At 43.9% G+C, this 26,193-nt stretch carries 23 protein-coding genes and 2 pseudogenes; 16 read left to right on the forward strand and 9 right to left on the reverse strand.

What is annotated here, in order from left to right; genetic code table 11:
- Positions 1 to 83: 83 nt before the first annotated feature.
- The 14 genes and pseudogenes from F995_RS16670 to ahr all read left to right on the forward strand — a co-directional run.
- Positions 84 to 381, forward strand: a pseudogene (locus F995_RS16670) (IS3 family transposase); the annotation flags it as partial.
- A gap of 297 nt (positions 382 to 678) precedes the next feature.
- On the forward strand, positions 679 to 1,758 hold the full coding sequence (locus F995_RS15235) for a polysaccharide biosynthesis/export family protein (RefSeq protein ID WP_016806765.1): 1,080 nt from the start codon (positions 679 to 681) through the stop codon (positions 1,756 to 1,758).
- Positions 1,759 to 1,761: 3 nt separating this feature from the next.
- Positions 1,762 to 2,190, forward strand: a complete 429-nt coding sequence (locus tag F995_RS15240) for a low molecular weight protein-tyrosine-phosphatase (RefSeq protein WP_004647663.1) — start codon at positions 1,762 to 1,764, stop codon at positions 2,188 to 2,190.
- A 20-nt stretch (positions 2,191 to 2,210) separates the two neighbouring features.
- Positions 2,211 to 4,409, forward strand: a complete 2,199-nt coding sequence (locus F995_RS15245) for a polysaccharide biosynthesis tyrosine autokinase (RefSeq protein WP_004647664.1) — start codon at positions 2,211 to 2,213, stop codon at positions 4,407 to 4,409.
- A gap of 146 nt (positions 4,410 to 4,555) precedes the next feature.
- Positions 4,556 to 5,994, forward strand: a pseudogene (locus F995_RS15250) (capsule assembly Wzi family protein).
- A gap of 232 nt (positions 5,995 to 6,226) precedes the next feature.
- Positions 6,227 to 6,931: a BamJ family beta-barrel-assembly machinery protein gene (locus tag F995_RS15255; RefSeq protein ID WP_004647668.1), complete on the forward strand. Its 705-nt coding sequence runs from the start codon at positions 6,227 to 6,229 to the stop codon at positions 6,929 to 6,931.
- A gap of 48 nt (positions 6,932 to 6,979) precedes the next feature.
- Complete coding sequence (locus tag F995_RS15260) at positions 6,980 to 7,669, forward strand: BamJ family beta-barrel-assembly machinery protein (protein ID WP_004647669.1); 690 nt, start codon at positions 6,980 to 6,982, stop codon at positions 7,667 to 7,669.
- Positions 7,670 to 7,832: 163 nt separating this feature from the next.
- On the forward strand, positions 7,833 to 8,567 hold the full coding sequence (locus F995_RS15265) for a dienelactone hydrolase family protein (protein WP_004647670.1): 735 nt from the start codon (positions 7,833 to 7,835) through the stop codon (positions 8,565 to 8,567).
- Between the two features lie 94 nt (positions 8,568 to 8,661).
- Entirely contained in the window at positions 8,662 to 9,021 is a 360-nt protein-coding gene (locus tag F995_RS15270) for an HIT family protein (RefSeq protein ID WP_026055739.1), read from the forward strand.
- A gap of 162 nt (positions 9,022 to 9,183) precedes the next feature.
- Positions 9,184 to 10,212, forward strand: a complete 1,029-nt coding sequence (mutY, locus tag F995_RS15275) for an A/G-specific adenine glycosylase (RefSeq protein WP_004647672.1) — start codon at positions 9,184 to 9,186, stop codon at positions 10,210 to 10,212.
- 69 nt (positions 10,213 to 10,281) lie between these two features.
- Positions 10,282 to 10,824, forward strand: coding sequence for a M23 family metallopeptidase (locus F995_RS15280; protein WP_004647673.1), 543 nt, complete (start codon positions 10,282 to 10,284; stop codon positions 10,822 to 10,824).
- 15 nt (positions 10,825 to 10,839) lie between these two features.
- Positions 10,840 to 11,085, forward strand: a complete 246-nt coding sequence (locus tag F995_RS15285) for a hypothetical protein (RefSeq protein ID WP_004647674.1) — start codon at positions 10,840 to 10,842, stop codon at positions 11,083 to 11,085.
- A 24-nt stretch (positions 11,086 to 11,109) separates the two neighbouring features.
- Positions 11,110 to 11,691, forward strand: a complete 582-nt coding sequence (locus tag F995_RS15290) for a DNA-3-methyladenine glycosylase I (RefSeq protein WP_004647675.1) — start codon at positions 11,110 to 11,112, stop codon at positions 11,689 to 11,691.
- 4 nt (positions 11,692 to 11,695) lie between these two features.
- A complete protein-coding gene (ahr, locus tag F995_RS15295; RefSeq protein WP_004647676.1) occupies positions 11,696 to 12,724 on the forward strand; it encodes an NADPH-dependent aldehyde reductase Ahr in 1,029 nt (342 codons plus the stop codon).
- A gap of 48 nt (positions 12,725 to 12,772) precedes the next feature.
- Here the strand turns inward: ahr and F995_RS15300 are convergent, their stop codons facing one another.
- The 9 genes from F995_RS15300 to F995_RS15340 form a co-directional block, all read right to left on the reverse strand.
- Positions 12,773 to 13,417 (reverse strand): START domain-containing protein, encoded by a 645-nt coding sequence (locus F995_RS15300; protein WP_004647677.1) that lies wholly within the window; start codon positions 13,415 to 13,417, stop codon positions 12,773 to 12,775.
- Between the two features lie 57 nt (positions 13,418 to 13,474).
- Positions 13,475 to 14,296, reverse strand: a complete 822-nt coding sequence (gene dapB / locus F995_RS15305; protein WP_004647678.1) for a 4-hydroxy-tetrahydrodipicolinate reductase — start codon at positions 14,294 to 14,296, stop codon at positions 13,475 to 13,477.
- A 602-nt stretch (positions 14,297 to 14,898) separates the two neighbouring features.
- Positions 14,899 to 15,096: a hypothetical protein gene (locus tag F995_RS15310; protein WP_004280859.1), complete on the reverse strand. Its 198-nt coding sequence runs from the start codon at positions 15,094 to 15,096 to the stop codon at positions 14,899 to 14,901.
- Positions 15,097 to 15,165: 69 nt separating this feature from the next.
- Positions 15,166 to 15,393: a hypothetical protein gene (locus tag F995_RS15315; RefSeq protein WP_004647679.1), complete on the reverse strand. Its 228-nt coding sequence runs from the start codon at positions 15,391 to 15,393 to the stop codon at positions 15,166 to 15,168.
- A gap of 111 nt (positions 15,394 to 15,504) precedes the next feature.
- Entirely contained in the window at positions 15,505 to 15,720 is a 216-nt protein-coding gene (locus F995_RS15320; RefSeq protein WP_004280856.1) for a cold-shock protein, read from the reverse strand.
- Between the two features lie 607 nt (positions 15,721 to 16,327).
- A complete protein-coding gene (gene dnaJ, locus F995_RS15325; protein WP_004280855.1) occupies positions 16,328 to 17,446 on the reverse strand; it encodes a molecular chaperone DnaJ in 1,119 nt (372 codons plus the stop codon).
- A 104-nt stretch (positions 17,447 to 17,550) separates the two neighbouring features.
- Entirely contained in the window at positions 17,551 to 17,928 is a 378-nt protein-coding gene (locus F995_RS15330) for a hypothetical protein (protein WP_004280853.1), read from the reverse strand.
- A 130-nt stretch (positions 17,929 to 18,058) separates the two neighbouring features.
- Complete coding sequence (locus tag F995_RS15335; protein ID WP_004280852.1) at positions 18,059 to 21,196, reverse strand: efflux RND transporter permease subunit; 3,138 nt, start codon at positions 21,194 to 21,196, stop codon at positions 18,059 to 18,061.
- Between the two features lie 2 nt (positions 21,197 to 21,198).
- Positions 21,199 to 22,302 carry an efflux RND transporter periplasmic adaptor subunit gene (locus F995_RS15340; RefSeq protein WP_004280850.1) on the reverse strand — a complete coding sequence of 368 codons (1,104 nt, stop codon included), beginning with the start codon at positions 22,300 to 22,302 and terminating at the stop codon, positions 21,199 to 21,201.
- Positions 22,303 to 22,450: 148 nt separating this feature from the next.
- Here F995_RS15340 and F995_RS15345 point away from each other — a divergent pair, with 148 nt between their 5' ends.
- Positions 22,451 to 23,074: a TetR/AcrR family transcriptional regulator gene (locus F995_RS15345; protein WP_004647680.1), complete on the forward strand. Its 624-nt coding sequence runs from the start codon at positions 22,451 to 22,453 to the stop codon at positions 23,072 to 23,074.
- Between the two features lie 149 nt (positions 23,075 to 23,223).
- On the forward strand, positions 23,224 to 25,908 hold the full coding sequence (gene ppc, locus F995_RS15350) for a phosphoenolpyruvate carboxylase (protein WP_004647681.1): 2,685 nt from the start codon (positions 23,224 to 23,226) through the stop codon (positions 25,906 to 25,908).
- The last annotated feature ends 285 nt before the right edge of the window (positions 25,909 to 26,193 follow it).

Raw genomic sequence — 26,193 nt, forward strand, 5'->3', positions numbered from 1 at the left:
CCAGTGATCCAGTGATCCAGTGATCCAGTGATCCAGTGATCCAGTGATCCAGTGATCCAGTGATCCAGTGATCCAGTGATCCAGTGATCATACACTCAGACTAAGGTTCACAATACAACAGTGGAGACTGGCAGAAATTCTGTCAGAAGCATAACTTGGTTCCAAGTATGAGCCGGAGGGGCAACTGTTGGGATAATGCTGTTGCTGAATCCTTTTTTAGCAGCTTGAAGAAGGGAAAGAATTAAAAAGCGAATCTATAAAACACGAGAAATGGCCCGTGCAGATGTGTTTGATTATATCGAGATGTTTTACAATCGAATAAGGCGTCATTTGCATCTCGACGGGATGAGTCCAGAAGCCTTTGAGGCAGCTTCAAAATGAGGCTGTCTCATGTCTAAGATACTGAGAGCAGTCCATGCTTATTTAAGTGATGTGCTGAAAAGGCTGCCGACGCATAAAGCGACCCAAATAGAAGGATACTGCAACACCGCTGGAAACCCGATCAAAATTAAAAAATGGCTATGGGGTTCAGCGGATGCTTACTCCTTCACTACCTATTAGAATTAGCAACAAAGTCACAAATTGTTATATATTCACCTCATAAGTTGGGTAGAATAGCTTCAATCTAAAATGAATTTAACAAATTAACATGTAGGAAAACTTGTGCGACACTTTCAAATGGCTTTTTTATTGGTATGTGGCATCTCAACTACAGGCTGTGCTGTTACCTCTGGTTTACAAACCTATGACCTCCCTGCACAAGGTGCTTACCAAACAGACCAAGGGGCTCAACTCACCGTCGTTCAGCTAACCCAGAATAATTTACCTAGTCACTTGTTCAATCATATTCAGAATTCAAATTCTATTTATCATTTATTTAATAATAAGCAGCACATTTACCGTTTAGCTGCTGGTGATGTTCTCTCAATTCAACTTTGGGCCTACCCAGAAATCACCCCTCCTATTCAGGATATTTCAAATGTAAAAGCTGCAGGTTATCCCATAGACTCTAGTGGCAATATACAATTACCTTTAGTGGGGCAGGTACGGGTAGCCGGGAAAACACTGGCTGAAACCAATCGTTTTTTACGTAGTCAATTTGCGCGCTATTTGATACATCCTGATGTGGTGGTTCGAGTATTGTCTTATGAGGGTCGTCGCTATTTTGTCAATGGACAAGTTATGCGTAGTGGTCAATATACCCTTAATGATCAACCTATTAGTATCTATACAGCACTCGGACAGGCAGGTGGTATTAATACTGAAACGGGTGACAATACCAATATTCAATTGATTCGGGAGGGTCAAACTTTTGACCTAAATGTATTACAACTAGAGAAACAAGGCTTATCATTACATAATTTACTGATTCAACCGAATGATACTATTTTTGTGAATACCAAACAGAATCAAAAGCTTTATGTTATGGGTGAGTCGAGTAAAAGCCAAGCTCTGGCTTTACGTGACCAAGGTATGACCTTAAGTGATGTTTTGGGTGAAAGTGAAGGAATTAATCCTTACTCCGCAAGTGCGGCTAAAATCTATGTAATGCGCACCGATTTAGCCACCAAGCAATCCACTGTGTATCACTTAAATTTAAGCAGTTTTGGTAATCTGGGCTTAGCCAATCAATTCCAAATGAAAAAAAATGACATCGTTTATATTGATGCGACTGGATTAACGCGCTGGCAACGTATTGTCAACCAGATTATTCCGTTCTCTAGTGCACTCTATAGCTTTGACCAACTGGGTAAATAAAATATGCAAATTCGGAATATTTTGGTCGTCTGTGTAGGAAATATTTGTCGTAGTCCAATGGGTGAGTTTTTTCTCAAGAAAAATCATCCTAACTTACATATTGAATCTGCGGGTCTTTCTGCCATGGTAGGCCATAGTGCTGATGATAAGGCCATTGCAAGTATGGCAAGAAAATCAATTGATATGAGATCACATGTCGCAAAACAAATTGATGCCAACTTAGTCAAAACTGCAGATTTAATTTTAGTGATGAGTTCAAATCAACAAAAACATATAGAAAAGACTTGGCCATTTGCTAAAGGTAAAGTATTTCGTTTAGGACATTGGCAAGGTCATAATGTTCCCGATCCTTATAAGCTTGATCAAGCATTTTTTGAAGAAACATGTAATAACATCGAATCTTATGTTTCGGATTGGCAATCACATATTTAATTTTATCTAGTAGTTTATCCATGAATCAAAATTCAAGTACTAATGACGATACCATTGACTTAAAAGAATTATTTTTTTCGTTAATTGCACAATGGAAAGTGATCGCGCTTTGTATCGTATTGAGCTTAACCTTCGCATTACTTTATTTACGTGTTACTCCCTCAATTTATTCTGCTGATGCAATGGTTCTAGTAGAGGATAATAAAGGCGCTGGAGCTGCTGCCCTCTTGGGTGGGTTGAGTGATGCTATTCCAGGGGGAATGGGCGGAAAATCTCCCGCAGATGCTGAGATTGAAATATTAAACTCACGCATGATTTTGGGACAAACTATTCAAAATTTGCACCTTGATATCCAAATTAAAGATAATAGTAATACTTTATTTAATCGTTTGATTAAAAATGACAAAGCTGAAGTTCTTTATAAAAAGGATATGGTGGTTTTCCAAAAAGAAAATCAAGCCTTTTTAATCAAAACATTAAAAATTCCAAATTACTATCTAGATAAAAAATTAGAGTTAAAATTCACGGATAACAACCAGTTTACTTTCTCTTATAAAGATGAAGTGATATTTAAAGGTCAATTGAATTCCAGCAATCAAACCATAGACTCTAAGGGACTTTGGGAAGTTGTAATATTTAGCAAATCTCTATTTAAAGAAACATTTACTATCACTAAACTCGCACTACCTACAGCAGTCCAGTTCTTCAAAAGTAACTATAGCGTAGCTGAGAGAGGGAAAAACTCCGGTGTTATTGGTCTAAATTATAATGGCAATGATAAGGAACATATTACTCAAGTTCTGAATAATATTTTATCCGTCTATCAAATACAAAATATTCAACGCAAGTCTTTAGAATCTAAACAAACTTTAAATTTTTTAGACAAACAGCTGCCGGAACTTAAACAGCAACTTGAGGAATCAGAAATCAAGTTCAACCGTTTCCGTGAGCAATACAATACTATTGATGTAACTCAAGAAGCCGAGTTAATGTTAAAGCAAAATGTTGAACTGGAAAAGATGAAAATCCAATTACAACAACAGCAAGCGGAACTCTCTTCAAAATATACCCCTGACCACCCTCTTATGTCAGCAATCAATGCTCAACTTTCTGAAATTAATCAAAAAACTTCAGAAATGACACAATCTATTAAACGTTTACCAGAAACACAACGATTATATTTACAGCTATATCGAGATGTAAAAGTAAATACTGAGCTTTATACCGCATTATTAAATAGTTATCAGCAATTGAAAATTGCAGAGGCTGGTGAAATTGGTAATGTCAGAGTTATTGACCAAGCTGTTGAACCCGTTAAGCCAATTAAACCCAAGTCATTAATTACAATAATTTTATCAATTTTTGCTGGTGGTTTTATTGGAGTATTAATTGCACTATTACGAAATATGATGCGTTCAGGCATTAAAGACGCAGCGCAAATTGAAAATGAGCTTGATCTGCCAGTCTATGCCACTGTACCGCGCTCTGTTATTCAAGAAAGTCGTATTAAACTATTAAAGAAGAAAAAGAATATTCCTATTCTTGCGGTTAAAGATAGCAGTGATATCGCGATTGAAAGTCTCCGTAGCATGCGAACAGCAATTCATTTTGCCTTAATGAATGCGACCAATAATGTGATTGCCATTTCTGGTCCTGCACCTGAAGTTGGAAAATCATTCATTACCACTAACCTTGCTACTATTTTAGCGCAAGGAGGAAAACGGGTTCTGGTCATTAATGGTGATCTACGTCGTGGCTATTTACATAAGTACTTTAATGCCGAAGTGCAACCAGGTTTAGCAGAATTATTGAATCACCAAAATAGCTATGAAGAGGTGGTGCAAAATTCAACTGTAGATAACCTGTTTTTTGTGACACGTGGTAAGAGTCCGGTTAACCCGTCTGAACTATTAAGTACAGATCAATTCAAAACTTTCTTGAATCAAGCCTCTGCTCATTTCGATCATGTACTGATTGATACGCCACCTGTGCTTGCGGTGACCGATGGTATTATTATTGCGCAATATGCGGGTGTGAATTTATTGGTTGCCCGTCATGCCAAAACACAAATTAAAGAGCTGGAAATCACTGTGAATCGTTTTGAACAGGCCAATGTGAAAGTCAATGGTGTGATTATAAATGATGTACAACAAGGGGCAGCAGGTAGCTATGGTTATAATTATGCCTATGCTTATACCGCAAATAAAGACAATGACTAATTCATTGTAAACTTTGATATCACACCCTGTTCGAGGCAGGGTGTGATAGTTCTCTCTATCACATTTATTCCAAATGTTCATTGTTGAAAAAATCAACTAAAAACCCTATCTTGGTTATAGTTTAAAACTCCTGAGAATATACAAAAATGTTACCCAAAACACTGCTCGCCGGCTTGGCATTAAGCTCCTCACTGACCTTTGCCCAAGGTATCGTTTTAAATGACCAAAACCTGCGCACCGATTTAAACTGGTTAAATCAGCAAGGTGTGATTCAAGTTAGCACTTCGACCTGGCCAATGAGTGGTGATGAAATCCAACGTGCCCTTTCTCAGACAAAAATCAGCAATAGTAATCAATAAAAAGTCATTGATTCAGTCACGGCTCATTTGAATACCAATAACCAGTTACTCAAAGCATCACTATTTGCAGAGACAGATCAAAAAAATATTCCTCAAGCCTTTGGCGATCAGCAAAAAGCGCAATATCAGGCGGGTATAGAGTTGAATACAGGCAATCAGAATTGGGATGCCAGACTTCGTATCAATGCAGAAAAAGATCCCCAGATTGATAATGATCAAGATGTGAATATTGAAGGGTCTTACCTTGCAGGTAAATTATGGAATCAATGGCTGATTGCTGGACAAATTCCGACCTACTGGGGATCTGGCCATGATGGCAGCTTAATTCGGGGGTGATGCCTGTCGGTCCTGCGTATGGTGTGACCATGCAGCGTGCCGAACAGCATGCTTTTGCAAACAAATGGCTATCTTGGATTGAGCCTTGGCAATATCAAGCTTTTGTCGGACAACTGGATGATTACCATGCTATACCTGATGCCAAACTGATTGGCTTACGTGTCACCGCACAACCTTTACCCTATTTGGAGCTGGGTGCATCGCGTGCTATGCAATGGGGTGGTGGTGACCGTTCAGAAAGTTTATCTACACTCTGGAATGCTATAAAAGGCAATGATAACTTTGATAATAGTGATGATGATAAGTCTAACCAAATTGCCGGTTTTGATGCACGGTTAAGCTTACAACCACTGGTGCAAGTACCAATGGGTATCTATGCGCAATATGTCGGTGAAGACGAAGCAGGCGGCTTACCGGCCAAAAAAATGTACTTGGCTGGAGTCGATTATTCTTCTAGCTATCACAATATGCCTTTCCAGCTGTATACTGAATGGACAGATACCCGTAGTAATGGTAGTGCCGATGGTATTTCATATAACCACCATGTTTATACCGATGGTTTTTATCAGCATGGTTACCCATTAGCACATGCGATAGGTGGTGATGGTCAAATGATTTCAGTAGGTGGTGATATTCGTTTCGATCGCCTCAATCGTGTTAATGCTCGAGTGCTATTTGCCAAGCTGAATGAATCCCACCGAACTACTAATTTAGCTTTTCCAGCGCAGGATGAATTAAAAGCTGTTGATTTGAGCTGGACGCATTATTTACGCCCCGATATTCCACTAAAATTAAATGGCTGGATCAGCGATTCAGACCTACATGACAATGATATTGGTGCATCGATTGGAATTGAATTTCCTTTAGAAAAAAGCTTGTTTTCCTACTAAGCTCTTTGCAAAATATAATTTCGGTTGAGGCAGTCATTGATCCTAGACATTCTCCAACAATGATTAAGTTCTGAAAAATAAAAAACCAGCGATTGCTGGTTTTTTTATTTCTTTAAACTTCAACACAACTGCGATGTCCGCTTGCTAAAAAACCACCCATTCTGCAAGATTTCTCAAAATTTTCTGCTAAGATGGAATGAACCTCAACGATAACATTAGATTGGAATAATACATGAGTAAGGCCTTACCGATTGCTGTCGCTGTTCTTTTAGGCGGTGCCGCGCTAGTACCTGTTTACTATGCAACTCAAAACCCAGCTGCTCAAACCACAAAAGCATCTAAAGATGCCTCTGCTGTTTCTAAAATTAGCTATGCACTCGGTTATGAAGTCGCTCATCAAACTCCACCTGAGCTGGATATTAACAGCTTTGTGACAGGCGTTCGCGAAGGCCATGCCCGTACTGCTCCTGCTTATACTGAAGAAGAATTACAAGCAGCTTATGAGCAGTTCCAAAAAGAAATGCAGCAGAAGCAAGTGGATAGTGCCAAACAGGCTCAGGCATCAAGTGATACTTTCCTGACCGAAAATGCCAAAAAAGCTGGAATAAAAACCACAGCATCTGGTTTGCAATATTTAGTGACCAAAGAAGGTACGGGCAAGCAGCCTGCAGCAACTTCAAGTGTGAAAGTACATTACACAGGGAAATTAGTTGATGGTACCGTGTTTGACAGTTCGGTTGAACGTGGCGAGCCGATTGAGTTCCCACTCAATCAGGTCATTCCAGGCTGGACCGAAGGTCTGCAACTGATGAAAGAAGGCGGTAAAGCAACCCTGTATATCCCATCTAAACTCGGTTATGGTGAACAGGGCGTGCCAGGTACGATTCCTCCACACAGTACTTTGATTTTTGATGTGGAACTCATCGAAGTAAAATAATCCACGAAAAGGAGAGCAACGCGCTCTCCTTTATTTTGAGAATGAATCATGAAAATACAAATAAGTTTGATAGTTTTACTGCTGAGTTCTGGCAGTCTTTTTGCCAAAGAAGTCACCAATAAAAGCCCTGAGGCTGAACAGGTCGGCTACAGCTTTGGTTATCTGATGGGAAAAAGCAATGCCGATTCCTTACAAGGCATTGATCTGGATGCCTTCAGTGCCGGTTTAAAAGCGGCAGCCGCTGGGAAACAGGCGACTTTAAGTGAGGAAGACATGGCGCGAGTCTTGACCCAATTTAAGCGTCAGGCTGAAGCCAAGGAGCTGATTACCTTGAAAAAGCAGGCGGATGAAAATGCCAAAATTGGTCAGGCATTTCTGGCTGAAAATGCTAAAAAACCGGGGATCAAAACCACGAAATCAGGTTTGCAATATCAGATTCTTCAGGAAGGTAAAGGGAAATCGCCGAGCGCAAATAGTAATGTCCGGGTACATTATGAAGGCCGTTTGATCGATGGTACGGTTTTTGATAGCTCAATTGCCCGTAATCAGCCCGTAGTATTTCGTACCACACAGGTCATTACCGGCTGGACCGAAGGTTTACAGCTGATGAAAGAAGGTGCCAAATATCGTTTCTTCATTCCGGCCGAATTGGCCTATGGACAGATTGGTTCAGGGGATGTAGTTGAACCGAACAGTACTTTAATTTTTGATGTGGAATTACTGGAAATTATTAAATAATAAGTCCTATTTTTCCAGATCTAAAATCGGAGAGGTTCTATATTTGCCTCTCTTTTTTATGAGCTTAAGTATCCGTAAATCGCAGGTTTTCATGTCACATTCCGATCAGTTTTGCTATGTTATGTTTTAATCAAGCAATTCAACAACAATAGAGGATGTCAGCATGGCAGCAATCAAGACTCGCGAAATTTATTATACTGCGCAGGATGGCAGCCCATTAATTGGTTATTTTGCCGCCCCAGAAACAGATACCCCTGTTGCCGGTGTACTGGTCGCACCCGAATGGTGGGGTCGGAATGAATATACCGAACAGCGTGCCCGTGAACTTGCAGAACATGGCTATGCGGCCTTGGCCATGGACATGTATGGGGATAAAAAAGTCACGACCAATTCTGATCAGGCTCATCAGTGGATGATGCAAACTTTTGAAGATCCTGACACTATCGTCAACCGTGCAACAGCAGCCTTGAATGCTTTGGCAGCACAGGATGAAGTCAATGTTGAAAAGCTTGCAGCGATTGGTTTCTGTTACGGCGGCAAAGTCGTACTGGATCTGGCCCGTTCTAATGCACCGTTAAAAGCGGTGGCCACTTTCCATGCCATTCTGTCGCCAAAAGCACCTGCTCAGGAAGGTCAGGTACAGGCGGAAATCCTGGTGCTACATGGTGAACTGGACAGCATGGTGACTTTGGATGATGTGGCCAGTTTCCGTGAGGAAATGCATGCCGCCAAAGTCGAGCATGAAGTAATTGTTTTTGAAAATGCCAAACATGGCTTTAGCAACCCGCTTGCGGATGAACGGGCCAAAGCCAATGGTGTAGATCTTGGTTACAATGCAGAAGCGGAACGAAAAAGCTTGGCAGCAATGTATGCCTTGCTGGATCGTCATTTGGCATAAATAGAAACAACTATTTGGCTTGTTCACAGGCTAAATATTTCAGATACTTCATGAAGAAAAGAAAGATAAATCCTACCAGAGGAGAATGTGTATGATGGCTGAAACCAACTGCCCCTACTGCAATTTTGACGAATATGATGTCATTGCCAAAAATGATTATGGTGTGGTGTTGCCTGAACCAAATTCATTGTCCGAAGGTCATTGTGTGATCATTCCATTGCGGCATGTGGCCTCATTTTTTGAAGTGACTGACAAAGAACGTAAAAGTTTGATGTCTTTATTGGAACAGGCACGCAATGAACTGCAATTACGCTACCAGCCTGCCGGTTTTCATGTCGGTTTTATTGATGGTGAAGTATTTCAGGAAAAGGTTGAACATCTGCATATTCATATTATTCCGCGTTATGCAGGCAAGACCTTGAAGCTGGATGAGCGCTGGGGAATTAACGATTAACCGGATTTTTGATCAAAAATAAATGCTCTCCGGAGCATTTATTTTTATGAAAGCTAAGTTCTATCAAGCTCGATGAACATCTACGTTTTTATCTCACTTTTCACATTCCCACCCTGCTGATTCCGCTATACTAGCTGCTGCTTATTCGGTTGCTATGTGTTCATGTTCGTATTTTCAGATGCCCTGTTGGAATGGTTTGATGTGCATGGTCGTCATGACTTACCTTGGCAGGTGACAGATGACCCCTATAAAGTCTGGGTCTCTGAAATCATGTTGCAGCAAACCCAGGTCAAAACTGTACTGCAATATTTCGAACGATTCATCCAGCGTTTTCCGACTGTTCAGGATTTAGGTCAAGCCTCATGGGATGAGGTTGCACCTTACTGGGCAGGTCTCGGCTATTATGCGCGCGCCCGCAATCTGCATAAAGCTGCCGGCATCGTAACCGCACAGCAGCAGTTCCCTCAAACCCTGGAAGAATGGATGGCCTTGCCCGGCATTGGCCGTTCTACCGCTGGCGCGCTGATGTCACTCGGTTTACGTCAATATGGCGTAATCATGGATGGTAATGTCAAACGGGTATTGTCACGTTTCTTTGCGATTGAGGATGATCTGTCCAAACCCGTGTATGAGCGTGCCCTCTGGCAACTGGCGGAACAGCTCTGTCCTATCGAACGCAATCATGACTATACCCAAGCGATTATGGATCTGGGCGCGACCGTTTGTACGCCGAAAAAGCCTTTGTGTCTGTATTGTCCAATGCAGCAGCATTGCAAGGCACATCAGCAAGGACTAGAAAATGAATTGCCTTTCAAGAAGGCCAAAAAACCGGTTCCGGTACGCTCTGCTCAGGTCTTGCTGATCCAGTCCGGTACAGACTGGCTCTGGCAGCAACGTCCCAATAGCGGTCTCTGGGGCGGTCTCTGGTGTCTGCCGATTATTGAAAATGCACATGAATTGGAACAGCAATGCCAGCAACTTGGCCTGAAAAATATCGTCAAAAAAACCCAGATTAGCCACAGTTTTACCCATTTTACCTGGAACCTTGAAGCGATTGTTTTTACAGTAGATCAGGATCAGCAGGAACATCTGGCCATTGAACTGCAAGGCTGCTGGATGCATCCAGAGACAGCCATTGATTGCGGTCTGCCAACAGCGATGAAAAAATTGATCTCTGCGGTAAATGTATGACATAGTCTGGACAAAGCAAAAAACCGATCAGCTCAGAATGAGCATTGCCAATATTTAAGGATGAATAGCGTGCGCCAATATCTTGCTTTGATATGGATTGCTTTAATAGCTGTGCTGCTGGCAGCCTGTAGCAGTACACCGAAAAAATCCCCCTCTGTACAGCTCAATCCCATTCTGGTGCAAAAGCTGAAAAATATGCGGATGCCTTCTTCTTTGCCAATCCCGGTTGCACGTGTACAGGCACGTGAATTAACAGATACTTGGGGCGCTTCGCGCAGTCGCGGACGTCTGCATGAAGGTATTGATATCATGGCTCCACGTGGAACCAAGGTTTTTAGCGCGACTGAGGGCCTGATTGCGGATTTACGTAATAACAATTTGGGTGGTAAAGTAGTCTGGATTTTGGGTCCAGGCGGCTCCTGGCACTATTATGCGCATCTGGATGGCCATAAACGTGGCTTAAAAGTCGGCGACTATGTCAAAAAAGGCCAGCTGATTGCTTATGTCGGCAACAGCGGCAATGCCCGGCATACTGCTCCCCATCTGCATTATGGAATCTATTTACAGGGCAAGGGCCGCGGTGTGGTCAACCCTTATCCCTATTTACGTTAATTTTAGGATATTTACATGTCAGAAGCGTTGATCAATCGTCTGGTGGAATTTGCTGAATCAGGCAATCAACAAAAAATTGTATTGAATGGTCAAACTTACCAGGGCTGGGTGATGGAAATTACCGAGGATGCGCTTCTGATCAGTACCGGTTATGCCGACAAGGCCGGTAAAGATATGTGGATTCAATTTAGCGATCTGGATCAGGCTGAACTGTCGTATTGGGACAATCAGCAGGATCAATGGACTGTGTTTAAATTATAAAAGCATCAAAACAAGGAGCATCACATGACTGTGCAACGCTGTGGCTGGTGCTCCGATGATCCGCTGTATATCACCTACCATGACCAGGAATGGGGACAGGCCCTGCTGGATGAAAATCGCCTGTTTGAAATGCTGTGTCTGGAAGGACAGCAGGCCGGTCTGGCCTGGATTACCGTTCTCAGAAAACGTGAAGCTTATCGTAAACATTTTTTTCAATATTCGATCGAATCTATCGCCTCACTTACAGATCAACAACTCCAAATAAAACTTGAAGATGCTAGCCTGATACGGCATCGCGGCAAACTCAATGCCATTCGGGAAAATGCCCAAGCATGGCTTAAGCTACAGCAGCAAGGGATCAATCTGGTAGAATGGCTCTGGTCTTTTACCCAGCAACCGCGATTGAATAATGATGTTGTGGATTATCGTCAGGCGCCTGCTCAAACCATTGAGAGCCAGAAGATGTCTAAAGCACTCAAACAGGCTGGTTTTAAATTTGTCGGACCCACCATTTGCTATGCCTTTATGCAGGCCGTTGGTATGGTCGATGACCATGAAAATCATTGTGACTTTAAAACAATATCCTCGCATTTAAATAAGAGCTGAAATCATGTCGAATAATATTATTCAAGCTTATGCTGCCATGTCCGCAGGTGCGGAACTGGAACCTTATCAATTCGATGCCGGAGAACTGCAGCCGCATCAGGTCGAAGTCAAAGTGGAATACTGCGGTCTCTGTCATTCTGATATTTCAGTCATTAACAATGACTGGGGTTCTTCAGTGTATCCGGTCGTAGCAGGACATGAGATTATCGGCACCATTACCCATCTGGGTGCAGAAGCCAAAGGCCTGAAAGTTGGGCAACGGGTTGGCATCGGCTGGACAGCGGAAAGTTGTCAATATTGCGATCCTTGTATTTCGGGCCAGCAAGTGCTGTGTACTGGCGGTCAGGTGGCGACCATTGTCGGACATGCCGGTGGTTTTGCCGATAAAGTGCGTGCCGGCTGGCAATGGGTCATTCCCCTACCCGAAGATCTTGACCCTGAAAGTGCGGGTCCCCTGCTCTGTGGCGGAATTACCGTATTCGATCCGATTCTCAAACATCAGATTCAGGCCATTCATCATGTGGGCGTAATTGGCATTGGCGGTTTAGGACATATGGCCATCAAGCTGCTGAAAGCCTGGGGCTGTGAAATTACTGCCTTCACCTCGAACCTGGATAAAACTGATGAACTGAAAGCCATGGGCGCTGACCATGTAGTGAACAGTCGTGATGTCGCTGCATTAAAAGCCCAGCGTGGCAAGTTTGATTTATTACTGAGTACTGTCAATGTCACCTTGAACTGGCAGGCTTATCTGGCAACTTTGGCGCCGAATGGCACTGTGCATATGCTGGGTTTACCACTTGAGCCGATGCAGATTCCGGCTGGCATGTTGATTGGCGGAGCCAAGTCAGTTACCGGTTCACCGACAGGTTCGCCGGCGGCATTACGTCAGTTACTCCAATTTGCTGCACGTAAAAATATTGCTCCGCAAATTGAAGTCTTCCCGATGTCACAACTGAACCAAGCGATTGAACATCTGCATTCTGGCAAAGCCCGTTACCGGATTGTGCTTAAAGCAGATTTTACAGCTTAAATCCTGCTTATTTTCAGCTGTTAAAAAGACCCAGAAATTGGGTCTTTTTTATTGTAGAGCTTCAGGCAAGACCGCAATAGATGAAGGCTTGGCCAGCTCGGTCTTCATTTTCTGCAGCATCTGATAAGGTTGCTGTTGCACAAACATATTTACGAAGCTCAAAGGAATGGAACCTTCCGGATTGGCATAACCATAGGTAGAGACCTTGACTTTATTATTGGCCAGTTTCTGAAAAGTCCAGTCACCCTGATAATCGGTTAAACGCACATAATCCGGGTTTAAAGGATAACCACTTTGGATGGCTTTATTCTTAATGGTGATCTGACCATTGGCTTCCTTGATCATCTTGCCCTGCACAATCAGGTCACGGTCTTTTAAGGGAAATGGAAAATCCAGCACCATATACAGGATAAAGTCACCTTTTTTATCATTTCGGGACAGAACCTTGATGCTACCCATATAGGGAACCCACTGTACTGTATGCTCGACATTCAGAATCAGGGACACGGCATTTTCAATGGGGGTGGTATAGGTGGTTTCAGCTTTATAGAGAAACACTGGGTTTTGCTCATTCTGATAAGTCCAGACCTTGATATTATTTTTATAAATACTGAGTTTAGGCTTCTCGAGAGGCTTTGCCTGCGCAATGGCACCAAGTGCCACTGCACAGAGCAGGAAAATCATTTTTTGCATTATATTATTCGTCTTATTCTAGTTTTATACTTTTTTATAAATGATTTTAACTCGGTTTTAAACCTGAATATCGTTAAAACCAAGCACGTCTTTCATATCATATTTACGCGCTTCACGACCTACGACCCAAGCCGCAGCACGTACCGCACCAGAAGCAAAGTTCATGCGATTGGTCGCTTTATGAGTAATTTCCACACGTTCCCCATCGGCAATAAACATGGCGGTATGTTCACCGACAATATCGCCACCACGAATGGTCTGGAAGCCAATGCTCTTACGCTCACGCGGACCGGTATGACCTTCACGGCAATAGACCGCATCTTCTTTCAGGTCACGGCCTAAAGTTTCCGCAATCGCCTCACCCCACATCAAAGCTGTACCCGATGGCGCATCTACTTTGTGACGGTGATGTGCTTCAATCACTTCGATATCTACGGTATCACCAAAAACTTTAGAGGCCAGTTCAAGCAATTTGATCGATACATTCACACCCACTGAATAATTCGCTGCATACACTACAGGAGTTTCCGTCGCAGATTGATCCAGATAGGCTTTTTGCTCATCATTCATACCCGTCGTACCGATCACGATGGCGACACCAGCTTCACGGCAGATTTTCAGATGATTGACGGTCGCTGCGGGTGCGGTAAAATCAATCACGACATCACAGTCTTTGACTACATCGGTAAGGCTACCCACAATCTTGACACCTGTTGCGCCAATTCCGGCAAGTTCACCAGCATCTGCGCCTAATAGTGTACTTTCAGGGCGTTCTACCGCGGCCGCCAATTGATAACCTGCTTCATGCACCGCCTGAATAAGGATACGCCCCATACGACCGCCTGCACCTAAGATCCCAATGCGTGGTGTAGCTGACATAACATAGTCCTGATGTTGATCCAAAATTGCTCTTACTATAGCAAAACTGCAGAATAACACTAAGATGCATTGCATAAAAATCAATGAAAATACTCAAAGAGTGAAATCACTGATATTGATAAGAGTTTTAATCAAGCTTAAGAAGTTAGGCAATCACTTCCGTCAAAGCTATACGATATACATCAACTTGACTCGTCATATAGTTTTTAGCAATTACTCATATAACTGAAATAAGCTTATTCATAATTTTATCGCTCTGATTTTGCATTGATTTACTGAGATTACTGATTTGTGAAGTTAAACAGACGACTTGCCAATACAGTTTTTCCTGTTTAGTCTCGCCATTATTAATTGAGCTCAAAATCTTGATGATTTAAATCTCAGTTAGATTAACAGGATTCTTATGCAAGACTTTTTACTAAATTTTAATTATGAATATCTACTTTTGAATTGATGAGCAGATAAGATTTTAAGTCTTATTGAGATTAAAAGGACTCAATTTTGCTTTATACAAAAATCAGTCCTTAGATTGAGCAAATGAATTATCTAGCTCTTAGGGAACTTATTAAAAATAATAATACCTAAAGCAAAATTTGCATAGTCTATACAATTTTGAAAATTTTTCCACTTAAGGTACTTTGAAAGCACATTTCAAAACTGGGACGAATATCTTCACCATCTACAGTGATATGTTTTATATTGGAATGAGATTGTGTTTTAGAAAAATGATGATCGACTGTTGCTTGAATAGCGTGTTGAGCCCCAAACTGATCCTTCACACTGATACTTTGTTTAAGCATATCTATACCTTTAATAATAGTTAAAGTGGCAAAATATCCACTAAAAATTGATGTTTCTTAATTTTATCTTTAAATAACTTTATGATTTAGCTTAAATAATTGATTTAGAGAAGTATAGAATGTACGGCCATCTAAGTTTAAATCTACCTCAACTCCAGATGAAAGAAGAACTCTTTTACCCACTTCAATTCTTTTTAAACCCTGACGTGTATTTTGCATTTTATTGAGAGGAATTAACGAAACAATAATTTCAGTACCATTTTTAGATTTTGCAATTAAATCATTTATTTTTAACAACTTGAATCCTGTTTTTCTAAAGATTTTTCCAATTTGGAAAATAACTTAAAATTAAATTTGAACGATAAAAAAAGCACTTATTAAGTGCTTTTTTTTACTGTTTATTCTTACTTAGATAGCAACAATATTTACAGCATTCGGTCCTTTTTGACCTTGAGCTACACTGAATTCAACCAGTTGGCCTTCCATTAAGGTTTTAAAACCTGAACTGGCGATTTCGCTGAAATGAGCAAAAACATCTGGACCTGATTCTTGTTGAATAAAACCAAAACCTTTAGTTTCGTTGAACCACTTTACAGTACCTTTAACAACATTTGAGTTTGACATAATATATCCTACTAATTTTTTAATAATTTTTAGTCAATTTATTGACTGAATATAACTTTGAAATAATAAAGAATGAGACTTAAAATCTGAAAAAAACGAAGGATTATGACTAAAACTGCGATACTTAAAGAAGATTTACCGAAACAAGACTTTTTTCTAGTTAAGTTAACTATACACGAAAAATTTAATTAATCAAGTTTTCTTATATATATATTTATTTTATTTATTAAAAAATGAAATTTTAAAAATTTATAGTGATTTCAATAAGATTAAGCTTCCATTGTCATGAGAACAAAATAAGAGTAATCTGCTGTACTGGTAAATTTGATAAGTAATGAATGCGATTATATAGCTCTGTAATAACAATATTGGTCTTTTTAATTTCGGGAATGATGCTTTTTTCTCACTTACAAAATATCTATCACCCTCCAAATTTGGACTCATACTTTCTATTTAGATAATGAAATATAAAAATAGAAACCGCTTTTTAGGCGGTTTCTGTTTTTAAGCGATACCTATCAACTAATAAATAGCATCTTCTAATCTAGAGTATCTTATCTACATAATAAAAAAGGACGCCTCAGCGTCCTCTTTTACTTTCACTCAATTAATCAAACAAGCGATCAAAGAATGATTTTTTCTTTGGTGAGGACTTGCTGTCTTCCCCATCCATGGTTTCTTGCAGTTCTTTTAACAGTTCACGTTGACGTGCACTTAAATTCACTGGAGTTTCCACCACAATACGGCACAGCAAGTCACCTTGCATGCTGGTACGTACCGGTTTAACACCCTTACCACGTAAGCGGAACAATTTACCCGTTTGCGTACCTTCAGGAATTTTCAAGCTAACACGACCATCCAGCGTAGGAATCTGAACTTCCTTACCTAAGGCTGCATCAGCAATCGATACCGGCACATCCATATACAGATCAGCGCCATCACGCTGGAAGATTTCGTGCTCACGCACCACCACTTCTACGTACAAGTCACCTGACTGACCATCACGGATTGCTTCACCCTTACCGGTCAAGCGTACGCGGTCGCCATTGTCCACGCCCGCAGGAATAGTGACTTCCAAGGTTTGCTGACGATCTGACACCCCTGAACCATGACATTTATTACATGGGTTCTTGATGATCTTGCCCTGACCGCGACAGGTACTACAGGTTTGCTGTACCGAGAAGAAACCTTGCTGCATACGCACTTGACCCGCACCATGACAGGTACGGCAGGTTTCCACATCGTTTGGATTTTTTGAACCTTTACCATCACAGGCATCACACGGTGCCGGTGCAGTAAAGGTAATGGTTTTCTTGACGCCTTTGACCGCTTCTTCCAGAGTCAGTTCCATCACATAGCGTAAGTCCGAACCACGGCGTGCACGTTGCTGGCCACGACCACCGCCGCCACCAAAAGCACCACCGAAAATATCACCGAACTGGTTGAAAATGTCTTCTGCGCTGAAACCACCGCCGAAGCCGCCACCGCCGCCCATACCACCCTCAAAGGCCTGGTGGCCCATACGGTCGTACATGCTGCGCTTTTCACCATCAGAGAGCACTTCATAGGCCTCTGCTGCTTCTTTGAATTTCTCTTCAGCTTCAGCATTGTCCGGGTTACGGTCTGGATGATATTTCATCGCCAACTTACGGTAGGCTTTTTTGATTTCATCATCACTAGCGGTTTTAGCGACGCCCAAAACCTCATAATAATCACGTTTAGCCATGTCTGGCGATGCTCCTCACGGAATTTTGTTTAATATTCAACTGAGGTCTGAAATTGGGGTCAAACCTGATTTTACAAGGGGAAATATGAAAAAAATTATATGCTTTAGAACACAGCTTTATTTTGAGAGAATTTATGCAGGCCTTTAAACCAGGCATTGAGCAGGAAAATAAAGGCAATAAAGCTGAAAATCACCCCGGTCACGACACAGGCCTTGACCCATAACTGGCTGTCCCAGGCAAAGAAAAACAGCGGAATAAACCACAGCGCAGCAAAGAGCGCCAAAATGGTATAAATCACGATATTTCGCATGATCCACAAGGCCTGCGCCTGTAACCAGACTTCGGCATAATCGACTTGTGTCACTTTACGGGCCAACCAGTAGGCAAAAAGTCCACTAAACAGGGTAAATAAGGCCAAAAACATGAAGACATAAGCCATCGCTACGGAACGTCGCATCTTGGTTAATGTAGTTTGAGTCATGTTGGTTTAACCTCATTACCGGATTGGCAGTTCGGCCAATGCAGTAGTTACTTATTTTTTTAAATTATAAAAATCTCAGCTGCTACTATATTGAAAATTTCAATATTTCGCACCTGAAATTATGACAATTTTAAACAGAATTTAAACTTTTTTTCACTTTAAACCATTGTGCATATAAGGCAGGCAGGAAAAACAGGGTCAGAAGTGTCGCCACAATTAAACCACCCATAATGGCCACTGCCATCGGCCCGAAAAAAATACTGCGGGACAAGGGAATCATGGCTAAAACAGCGGCCAATGCGGTCAAGACAATCGGGCGACAACGGCGGACTGTGGCATTGATAATGGCATCCCATGGGGATTCTCCGGCCTGAATATCCTGCTCGATCTGGTCAATCAGAATCAGGGAATTTCGCATGATCATTCCAGAAAGCGCAATCGTCCCGAGCATGGCCACAAAACCAAAAGGTTTATTGAAAAGTAACAGGAATAACACCACCCCGATAATGCCTAAAGGTGCGGTCAGGAATACAATAAAGGCCCGTGAGATGCTCTTGAGCTGAATCATTAACAGGGTCATCACCACCGCCAGGAATAAAGGCATGCCGGCATTGACCGAGTTCTGGCCACGTGCGGATTCTTCGACCGTGCCGCCGACTTCCAGCAGATAGCCATTCGGCAACTCAGCTCGAAGTTGGTGCAGTGAATCGTGTAATTCATTCACCACAGTGGCCGGCTGTAAGGCCGTGCGAATATCGGCACGCACCGTGATGGTCGGTAAACGATTCCGATGCCAGATCAAGCCTTCTTCAAAGCTATATTCAATGTTGGCAAGCTGTGCCAACGGTACCGAAGTACCACGTGACGTCGGTATCGCCAGACTGCTTAAAGAAGCGACATCAACGCGTTCAGCCTGCGCACCACGTAAACGGATTTCAATCAGTTCACGCTTTTCCCGATACTGATCAATGCCGGCCCCCAAAATCGAGCTGTTCAGCACATTGGCCAGTTCGCTGCTAGTCACGCCCAACTGACGGGCACGATCCTGATCGATCTCCAGTTTGATGACTTTGCTCGGCTCACCCCAGTCTAGATGTACATTGGTGGTATTCGGATTTTCGCCCACGGTTGCGGCGACTTTCTGCGCCCATTCACGAACCAGTCCCAGATCTTCACCAGAGACCCGGAACTGCAATGGATAACCGACTGGAGGGCCATTTTCCAGCAGGGACACCCGGGTACGGACTTCCGGTAATAACAGCCGAATCTGGTCACTCAAGGATTGACGGATTTCGTTACGATCTTCCAAAGAGGATGCCAGCACCACAAACTGGGCAAAACTGGTTTGCGGCAGCTGCTGATCCAGCGGTAAATAGAAACGCGGCGATCCCATCCCAACATAAGCCACATAGTTATCAATGCCCTCTTGTTTTGATAAAAAGGCTTCGACTTTTTTTACTGCAGCTTCAGTGGCCTTCAGTGATGCACCTTCTTCAAGTTTGAGATCCACCAGAATTTCAGCCCGGTTCGAGGGCGGGAAAAACTGCTGCGGCACCAGCTTAAACATTAAAATAGACAGAATAAAAATTCCGACCGTGGCAGCAATGACAGTTTTACGATAGGTCACACAGGCATCGACCCAACGGCGAAAACCCCGATAAAACCGGGTTTGATAGGGGTCATAATGTTTACCGGCGTGATGCACAATCGGCTGAGGTTCTGGCTGTTTGCGCAGACGTGCCCAGAGACGCTGGTACCACGGCGCTTTTTGAATTAAATCTTTGTTGAAATCCGGTAGAAGTTTATCGCCTAAATATGGCACAAACAGTACCGCGGCCAGCCAAGATACCAGCAATGCAATGGTCACTACCTGGAAAATCGAACGGGTATATTCCCCGGTACTCGAAGCTGCAGTGGCGATCGGCAGAAAACCGGCAGCGGTAATCAGGGTCCCGGTCAGCATAGGAAAAGCCGTGGTGCGCCAGGCATGCCCGGCCGCCTGTAAACGGCTATAACCCTGCTCCATCTTAATCGCCATCATTTCAATCGCGATAATGGCATCATCAACCAAAAGACCGAGGGCCAGAATCAGGGCCCCCAGGGAAATTTTATGCAGTCCGACATCAAACAGCTGCATACCGGCAAAGGTCATGGCCAGCACCAGCGGAATCGAGAAAGCTACCACCAGACCGGTTCGGAAACCGAGCGAGAAAAAACTGACCAGCAATACGATAATCACCGCTTCTGCCAGCACTTTCATAAATTCGTTAATGCTGCGTTTGACCGCCACCGGCTGGTCCGAGACTTTTTGCAGCTCCATGCCAAGTGGCAGGGCTTTTTGCAGGCGGGCGAATTCCTGTTCTAGATTTTTACCCAAGGCAATGATGTCCCCACCCTTACGCATCGATACAGCAATACCAATGCCGTTTTCGCCCATAAAGCGCATCCGGGGCTGTGCCGGATCACTAAAGCCTCGATAGACTTCTGCGACATCTCCCAGCTGAATGGTCTTGCCATTTACCAGAAGTGGCAGTTGCTGTAATTGTTCGACACTGCTTAAAGCACCGCTGACCCGAACCTGAATCCGGTCTGAACCGGTTTCAAAAAATCCGGCATTGCTCATGGCATTTTGCTGCTGTAAGGCCTGCTGAATGGCGCTGACTGGAACACCCAGCTGAATGGCTTTGGTGTTGGAAATCTCAATCCAGATTTTCTGGTCTTGCAGGCCAATCAGCTCAACTTTGGCAACATCTTTGACCCGTTGCAGTTGCAGCTGTAAGCGGTCGGCGTATTCCTTGAGGGTCGCATAGTCAAAATCTTTACCCTTGAGCACATAAATATTGCCAAAGGTATCGCCAAATTCATCATTAAAGAATGGACCTTGTACCCCTTGTGGCAATTCATGCCGGATATCGCCCACCTTCTTGCGCACGTTATACCAGACATCCGCGACATCTTTCGAAGCCAGGGAATCCTTGGCAACAAAAGTCACCATGGATTCGCCCGGACGCGAATAGGCCATGATACGGTCATACTGTCCCGTGGTCATCAGTTCCTTTTCAATCCGGTCAGTAACCTGTAGGGATACTTCTTTGGCACTGGCACCGGGCCAGTAGGTCTGGATTACCATGACTTTAAAGGTAAAAGGCGGATCTTCACTTTGTGACAGTTTGGAATAAGAGACGATGCCGATCAGACCCAGCAGGATCATAAAATACAGCACCAGACCTTTATTTTTTAACGCCCATTCCGACAGGTTAAAGTTCATGCTTAACCCCCTGCCTGAATGGTCACACGACGGTTTTCACGATCAATCGGATTGATTTTTTGCTGGTTACGCAGCAGATGTACGCCGCCAATCACCACATAGTCTTCCGGCTTGAGGCCACTGAGTACAGGAACACTGTCCCGGCCATAGGCACCGAGCTGGACCGGGACTTTACGTAAGGTATGATCCGGCTGGACCACCATGACATAAGCCTGCTGATCCGTTGCCGAGACACTGGATAACGGCACACTAAGCATATTATCGCGGCTATGCTGAAAAAATACCCGGGCACTTTGTCCCAACTGGATCTGGCCATTGCCTTCACGTAAGGAAACTTTAACCCTGAAGGTACGCGACTGGTCCGCTGCCGGTGAAATCTCGCGAACAAAAGCGGCAAATTTTTCTTCAGGTTTGGACCATAATGTCACTGTGGCTGTCTGTCCCACCTTGATCTCCGAAATAGCCTGTTCCGGCACCCCAATCACCACTTCACGCTCGCCGGCAATTGCCAGTTCATACACCACCTGCCCGGCAGCAACCACCTGACCTGTTTCAATATTGCGCGCAGTGATCACGCCGTTTCTAGTGGCAATCAGCTGGTTATAAGCAGTTTGGTTTTTAGCGGTATCATAGTTGGATTGTGCCTGCTTCAGATTTGACATGGCGGTCTTGTACTGGTTTTCGATCGCGTCATATTGTGAGCGGCTCACGGCATTGGATGGCAATAACTGCTTGAAACGTTGTAGTTCGTCTTGAGCAATCTTACTGGCAGACTGTGCACTTTCCAGCTGGGCACGTGCTGCATTCAGCTGCAGCTGGGCATCTTTGACATCCAGAGTTGCCAGGACTTGCCCGACTTTGACCTGGTCACCCACATCGACGAAACGCTGGGTCACCTGACCCGCTACCCGAAATGCCAGTGCCGTTTGCTGTCGTGCCTGCACATCACCGGCATAACTTTTTAGTTCATGCTGTGAAGTGGTGGGTGTGGCCACCATGACAAAGGGAACTTCCTGCCCTGCGGCAGCAGTATCTTTGCTGCACCCGGTTAAGGTCACGCTGCAAAGCACCACCATGCCAGCCAATATGCTGTAAATCCTGCTCATCTTATCCGCTCTTATCTGATCGTCTTTTTTAGGGCAAACTATGCTGATATATTGAATTGCTTGTTTTTTAATTAATATACCACCCGGTACACTAATTACAACTGAATCATCAAAGCAATGACCGTGTTGACTTTTTTTGGAAGAGATTGTGCAAATACCTGTAGGACGACCCAAGGATCTGGAAAAGCGTCAGCGCATACTCAGCGCGGCCAAAAGCTTATTTTTAGCACATGGCTATCATGCTTCCAGCATGAACCAGATTGCACGTGAGGCAAGAGTCACCAAGCTGACGGTGTATAACCATTTTCAGGACAAGGCCACCCTGTTTAGCTGTGCGATTGAGGATACCTGTGAAGCCATTCTGCATGAACATCCTCAGCTCTTGCAGCCGAGCAGTGACTTTGCGCAGGAGTTTTATCAGGCCTGTCAGCGCGCTTTAAATATTCTTCATTTACCTGAAGCGATCAAACTGGATCTGTTGCTGATGGAACTGGCCTCGCAGCAAAGTCCGTTGACCGAACAGTTTTATCAGGCCTCGCATAGCAAACTGGATGCAGTCTGGAATGATTTCTTTGCCCTGGCCCAGCAGTACCGCTTTATTCAGGTCGATCTTCCAGAAAAACAGACCGAGCTGATCGTATCCCTGCTGACCGGAACCCGTCATCAGAAAATCCTGCTGGGTCTCAGCCTTCCCCCTTCAAGCGCAGAACAGCAACAGATCATTAACGAGGCCATTGAACTGTTTATGCTGAAATATGCCCTGCCGGATTAACTCCTTTCCTTCGGACTGATCGCCGATAACCATATGTGGCCTAAAATTTGCTAAAAAAGCAGCCAATGCTCTGCAACTTTTGTCTCTAAGGGACTTGGATTGTCATGCAGTCGCGGTATAGTCAAAGCATGCATGTGAGGGAATAAAAAATGATTCAACAGATTGATGCACCACTACGCGAAGACGTACGCTTACTGGGTAATTTGCTGGGGGAAACCTTAAAATTACATGCGGGGCAGGATTTGTTTAATCAGATTGAGCAGATTCGTGCTTTATCTAAAGGCGCACGTGATGGACAGGTCGAAGCAGAAAAACAGCTAGAACAATTATTTTTGAGTCTGGAAGATGCAGAAATCCTGCCGCTGACCCGCGCCTTTACCCACTTTTTAAACTTTGCCAATATTGCCGAACAATATCATGTGGTACGTCGTCGCCGTCAGAGCGAGTTTGATGACACTGCAGAATCGCCCAATCCTCTGGTGCCTTTATTTGAAAAATTTAAACAGCAGGAGATTTCTGCCGATACGCTGTATCAGCAAATCTGTGAACTGAAAATTGAACTGGTTCTGACCGCGCATCCCACAGAAGTCAGCCGCCGTACCCTGATTCAAAAATATGACGGTATCAATAATGCCCTGTCCAAATTTGACCAGCAGAAACTGACTCCACGTGAACGTCAGGCAGTTCTGGCCGATCTGAAACAGCTGATCAGCTCCGCCTGGCAAACCGATGAAATCCGTCAGCATCGCCCGACTCCGATCGATGAAGCCAAATGGGGTTTTACCACCATTGAGCAAACCTTATGGAATGCAGTACCGAAATTTATCCGTGAACTAAATGGCATGGTGCAAGCGCAATGTGGCCAGAACCTGCCCTTAGATGTCGCACCCGTACGTTTTGCCTCATGGATGGGTGGTGACCGCGATGGCAACCCCAATGTCACCCACACCGTCACTCAGGAAGTACTGTGGCTGTCGCGCTGGAAAGCAGCCGATCTCTATGTACGCGATATTGAAAACCTGCGCTGGGAACTGTCCATTCAGCAATGCAGTCCGGAAATTTCTGAAGCCTTGGGCCAGCCCCATCCTGAACCTTATCGTGAATATTTACGTGATACCCGTACCCGCCTGAAAGCCACCCGTCACTGGCTGGCAGAAAAATTAAAAGGCAATGATGCCGATGACAGTCTGGTGATTAAAAGTAAAGATGAACTTTTACAACCGCTCCTGACCTGCTACCGTTCACTGATGGACTGCAATCTGGCCGAAATTGCCAATGGCAGCCTGCTGGACTTTATTTACCGGGTCAACAGTTTTGGGATCGAACTGCTAAAACTAGATATCCGCCAGGAATCGGGTCGTCACCGTCAGGCGATTTCTGCGATTACCGAATATTTAGGACTGGGGAATTTTGAAACCTGGACTGAACAGGCACGGCAAAACTTTTTACTGCAAGAGCTGCAAAGCAAACGTCCGTTGCTGCCAAAACATCTGAATGAGCCAGCAGGCAGCCTGATTGAACATCCGGATGTACAGGAAGTGTTTGCCACCATGCGTACGCTAGCCGAGCAACCGAGCGAATCTCTGGGTGCTTATATCATCTCGATGGCGGAATATCCAAGTGATGTGCTGGCGGTTTTATTGCTACAGAAAGAAGCCGGCATCAAGCAGGCGCTACGGGTGGTTCCCCTGTTTGAAACCTTAAAAGATCTGGATGGCGCAGCCGCAACCATGTCGACCCTGTTCAATATGCACTGGTACAAACAGCATATTCAGGGCAAACATGAGGTCATGATTGGCTATTCGGATTCTGCCAAGGATGCTGGTTTTATGTCGGCCAACTGGGCCCAATATCGTGCCCAGGAAGAACTGACCGCAGTTGCCCAACAACATGGCGTGCAATTGACCCTGTTCCATGGTCGTGGCGGTTCAATTAGCCGTGGCGGTGCGCCAACCCAGCAGGCACTCTTCTCTCAACCGCCAGGGTCGATTTCAGGTGCGATCCGGGTGACTGAACAGGGCGAAATGATCCGTTTCAAATTCGGTCTGGAAGAAATCGCCCTGCAGAATCTGGAAATTTATACCGCTGCAACACTGGAAGCGACCTTACTCCCGCCACCTGAACCCAAACAGGAATGGCGCGACTTGATGCATCAAATGACCGAGCTATCGGTGCAGGTCTATCGCCAGACCGTCCGGGAAAATCCGCATTTTGTGAAATACCTGCGTACCGTCACGCCAGAACTTGAACTGCAAATGCTGCCACTGGGTTCACGGCCGGCGAAACGTAAAGTCAGTGGTGGGATTGAATCACTGCGAGCGATTCCCTGGGTCTTTGCCTGGACCCAGATTCGCCTGATGTTACCGGCCTGGCTCGGTACCGGTGCTGCATTAAATGCGGTACTGGATCAGGGACAACGCACGGTACTGGATGAGATGCTGGCAGAGTGGCCGTATTTTCAGACCCTGATTGATATGCTGGAAATGGTACTGTCCAAAGCCGATGCCAATGTGGCGCTATATTATGAATCGCATTTGACTCAGGATGAAGATCTTAAAGTTCTGGGAACAGAACTGCGTCAGCGTTTGCAGGATGCTGTACAAACCCTGTTGAGCTTAAAAGGCGAATCGAAACTCCTGAGCAGTAACGGTGTACTGGATCAGTCGATGAAAGTACGTAAACCCTATTTGTTACCGCTGCACTTACTGCAAGCTGAACTGATGAAACGTCGCCGTTTATATCTGGAACAGCAGCAGGCTGAAAATACCCCGGTCGATCATGCCTTAATGGTCAGCATTGCCGGCATTGCAGCCGGTTTACGTAATACCGGCTGATTTTTCGCCCTCGCATTCAAAGCACATCCTGGTGATGTGCTTTTTTTGTACATGAATTGGCCAAAACCACTCACTGCATCGTATTTTTTATAACTAAAATAACAAATCTTTATGAGTGAATTTTAAGCATAGCTATATGATTAATCCACTGATTTAACGCTACTTTTATATTAAAAATATTTACCAATTGATAAAAAATAAATAAAAGTCAATGAATTAACTTGAACAAAAAGTTGAAAGGAGTGATTAAAACTTCCAAAAAACCGGAGTATGATGTGCACAATT

The organism is Acinetobacter sp. CIP A162 (assembly GCF_000367905.1).
GTDB classification, from domain to species: domain Bacteria; phylum Pseudomonadota; class Gammaproteobacteria; order Pseudomonadales; family Moraxellaceae; genus Acinetobacter; species Acinetobacter lwoffii.

Bases quoted from the DNA above. Each gene is read 5' to 3' on its own strand.
- F995_RS15285 (WP_004647674.1), top strand. From the start codon at position 10,840: ATGTCAGAAGCGTTGATCAATCGTCTGGTGGAATTTGCTGAATCAGGC.
- F995_RS15320 (WP_004280856.1), bottom strand. From the start codon at position 15,720: ATGTCAAACTCAAATGTTGTTAAAGGTACTGTAAAGTGGTTCAACGAA.
- F995_RS15265 (WP_004647670.1), top strand. From the start codon at position 7,833: ATGGCAGCAATCAAGACTCGCGAAATTTATTATACTGCGCAGGATGGC.
- dnaJ (WP_004280855.1), bottom strand. From the start codon at position 17,446: ATGGCTAAACGTGATTATTATGAGGTTTTGGGCGTCGCTAAAACCGCT.
- ppc (WP_004647681.1), top strand. From the start codon at position 23,224: ATGATTCAACAGATTGATGCACCACTACGCGAAGACGTACGCTTACTG.
- F995_RS15300 (WP_004647677.1), bottom strand. From the start codon at position 13,417: ATGCAAAAAATGATTTTCCTGCTCTGTGCAGTGGCACTTGGTGCCATT.
- F995_RS15310 (WP_004280859.1), bottom strand. From the start codon at position 15,096: ATGCTTAAACAAAGTATCAGTGTGAAGGATCAGTTTGGGGCTCAACAC.
- F995_RS15260 (WP_004647669.1), top strand. From the start codon at position 6,980: ATGAAAATACAAATAAGTTTGATAGTTTTACTGCTGAGTTCTGGCAGT.
- ahr (WP_004647676.1), top strand. From the start codon at position 11,696: ATGTCGAATAATATTATTCAAGCTTATGCTGCCATGTCCGCAGGTGCG.
- dapB (WP_004647678.1), bottom strand. From the start codon at position 14,296: ATGTCAGCTACACCACGCATTGGGATCTTAGGTGCAGGCGGTCGTATG.
- F995_RS15270 (WP_026055739.1), top strand. From the start codon at position 8,662: ATGGCTGAAACCAACTGCCCCTACTGCAATTTTGACGAATATGATGTC.
- F995_RS15330 (WP_004280853.1), bottom strand. From the start codon at position 17,928: ATGACTCAAACTACATTAACCAAGATGCGACGTTCCGTAGCGATGGCT.
- F995_RS15255 (WP_004647668.1), top strand. From the start codon at position 6,227: ATGAGTAAGGCCTTACCGATTGCTGTCGCTGTTCTTTTAGGCGGTGCC.
- mutY (WP_004647672.1), top strand. From the start codon at position 9,184: ATGTTCGTATTTTCAGATGCCCTGTTGGAATGGTTTGATGTGCATGGT.
- F995_RS15340 (WP_004280850.1), bottom strand. From the start codon at position 22,302: ATGAGCAGGATTTACAGCATATTGGCTGGCATGGTGGTGCTTTGCAGC.
- F995_RS15335 (WP_004280852.1), bottom strand. From the start codon at position 21,196: ATGAACTTTAACCTGTCGGAATGGGCGTTAAAAAATAAAGGTCTGGTG.
- F995_RS15290 (WP_004647675.1), top strand. From the start codon at position 11,110: ATGACTGTGCAACGCTGTGGCTGGTGCTCCGATGATCCGCTGTATATC.
- F995_RS15245 (WP_004647664.1), top strand. From the start codon at position 2,211: ATGAATCAAAATTCAAGTACTAATGACGATACCATTGACTTAAAAGAA.
- F995_RS15240 (WP_004647663.1), top strand. From the start codon at position 1,762: ATGCAAATTCGGAATATTTTGGTCGTCTGTGTAGGAAATATTTGTCGT.
- F995_RS15235 (WP_016806765.1), top strand. From the start codon at position 679: ATGGCTTTTTTATTGGTATGTGGCATCTCAACTACAGGCTGTGCTGTT.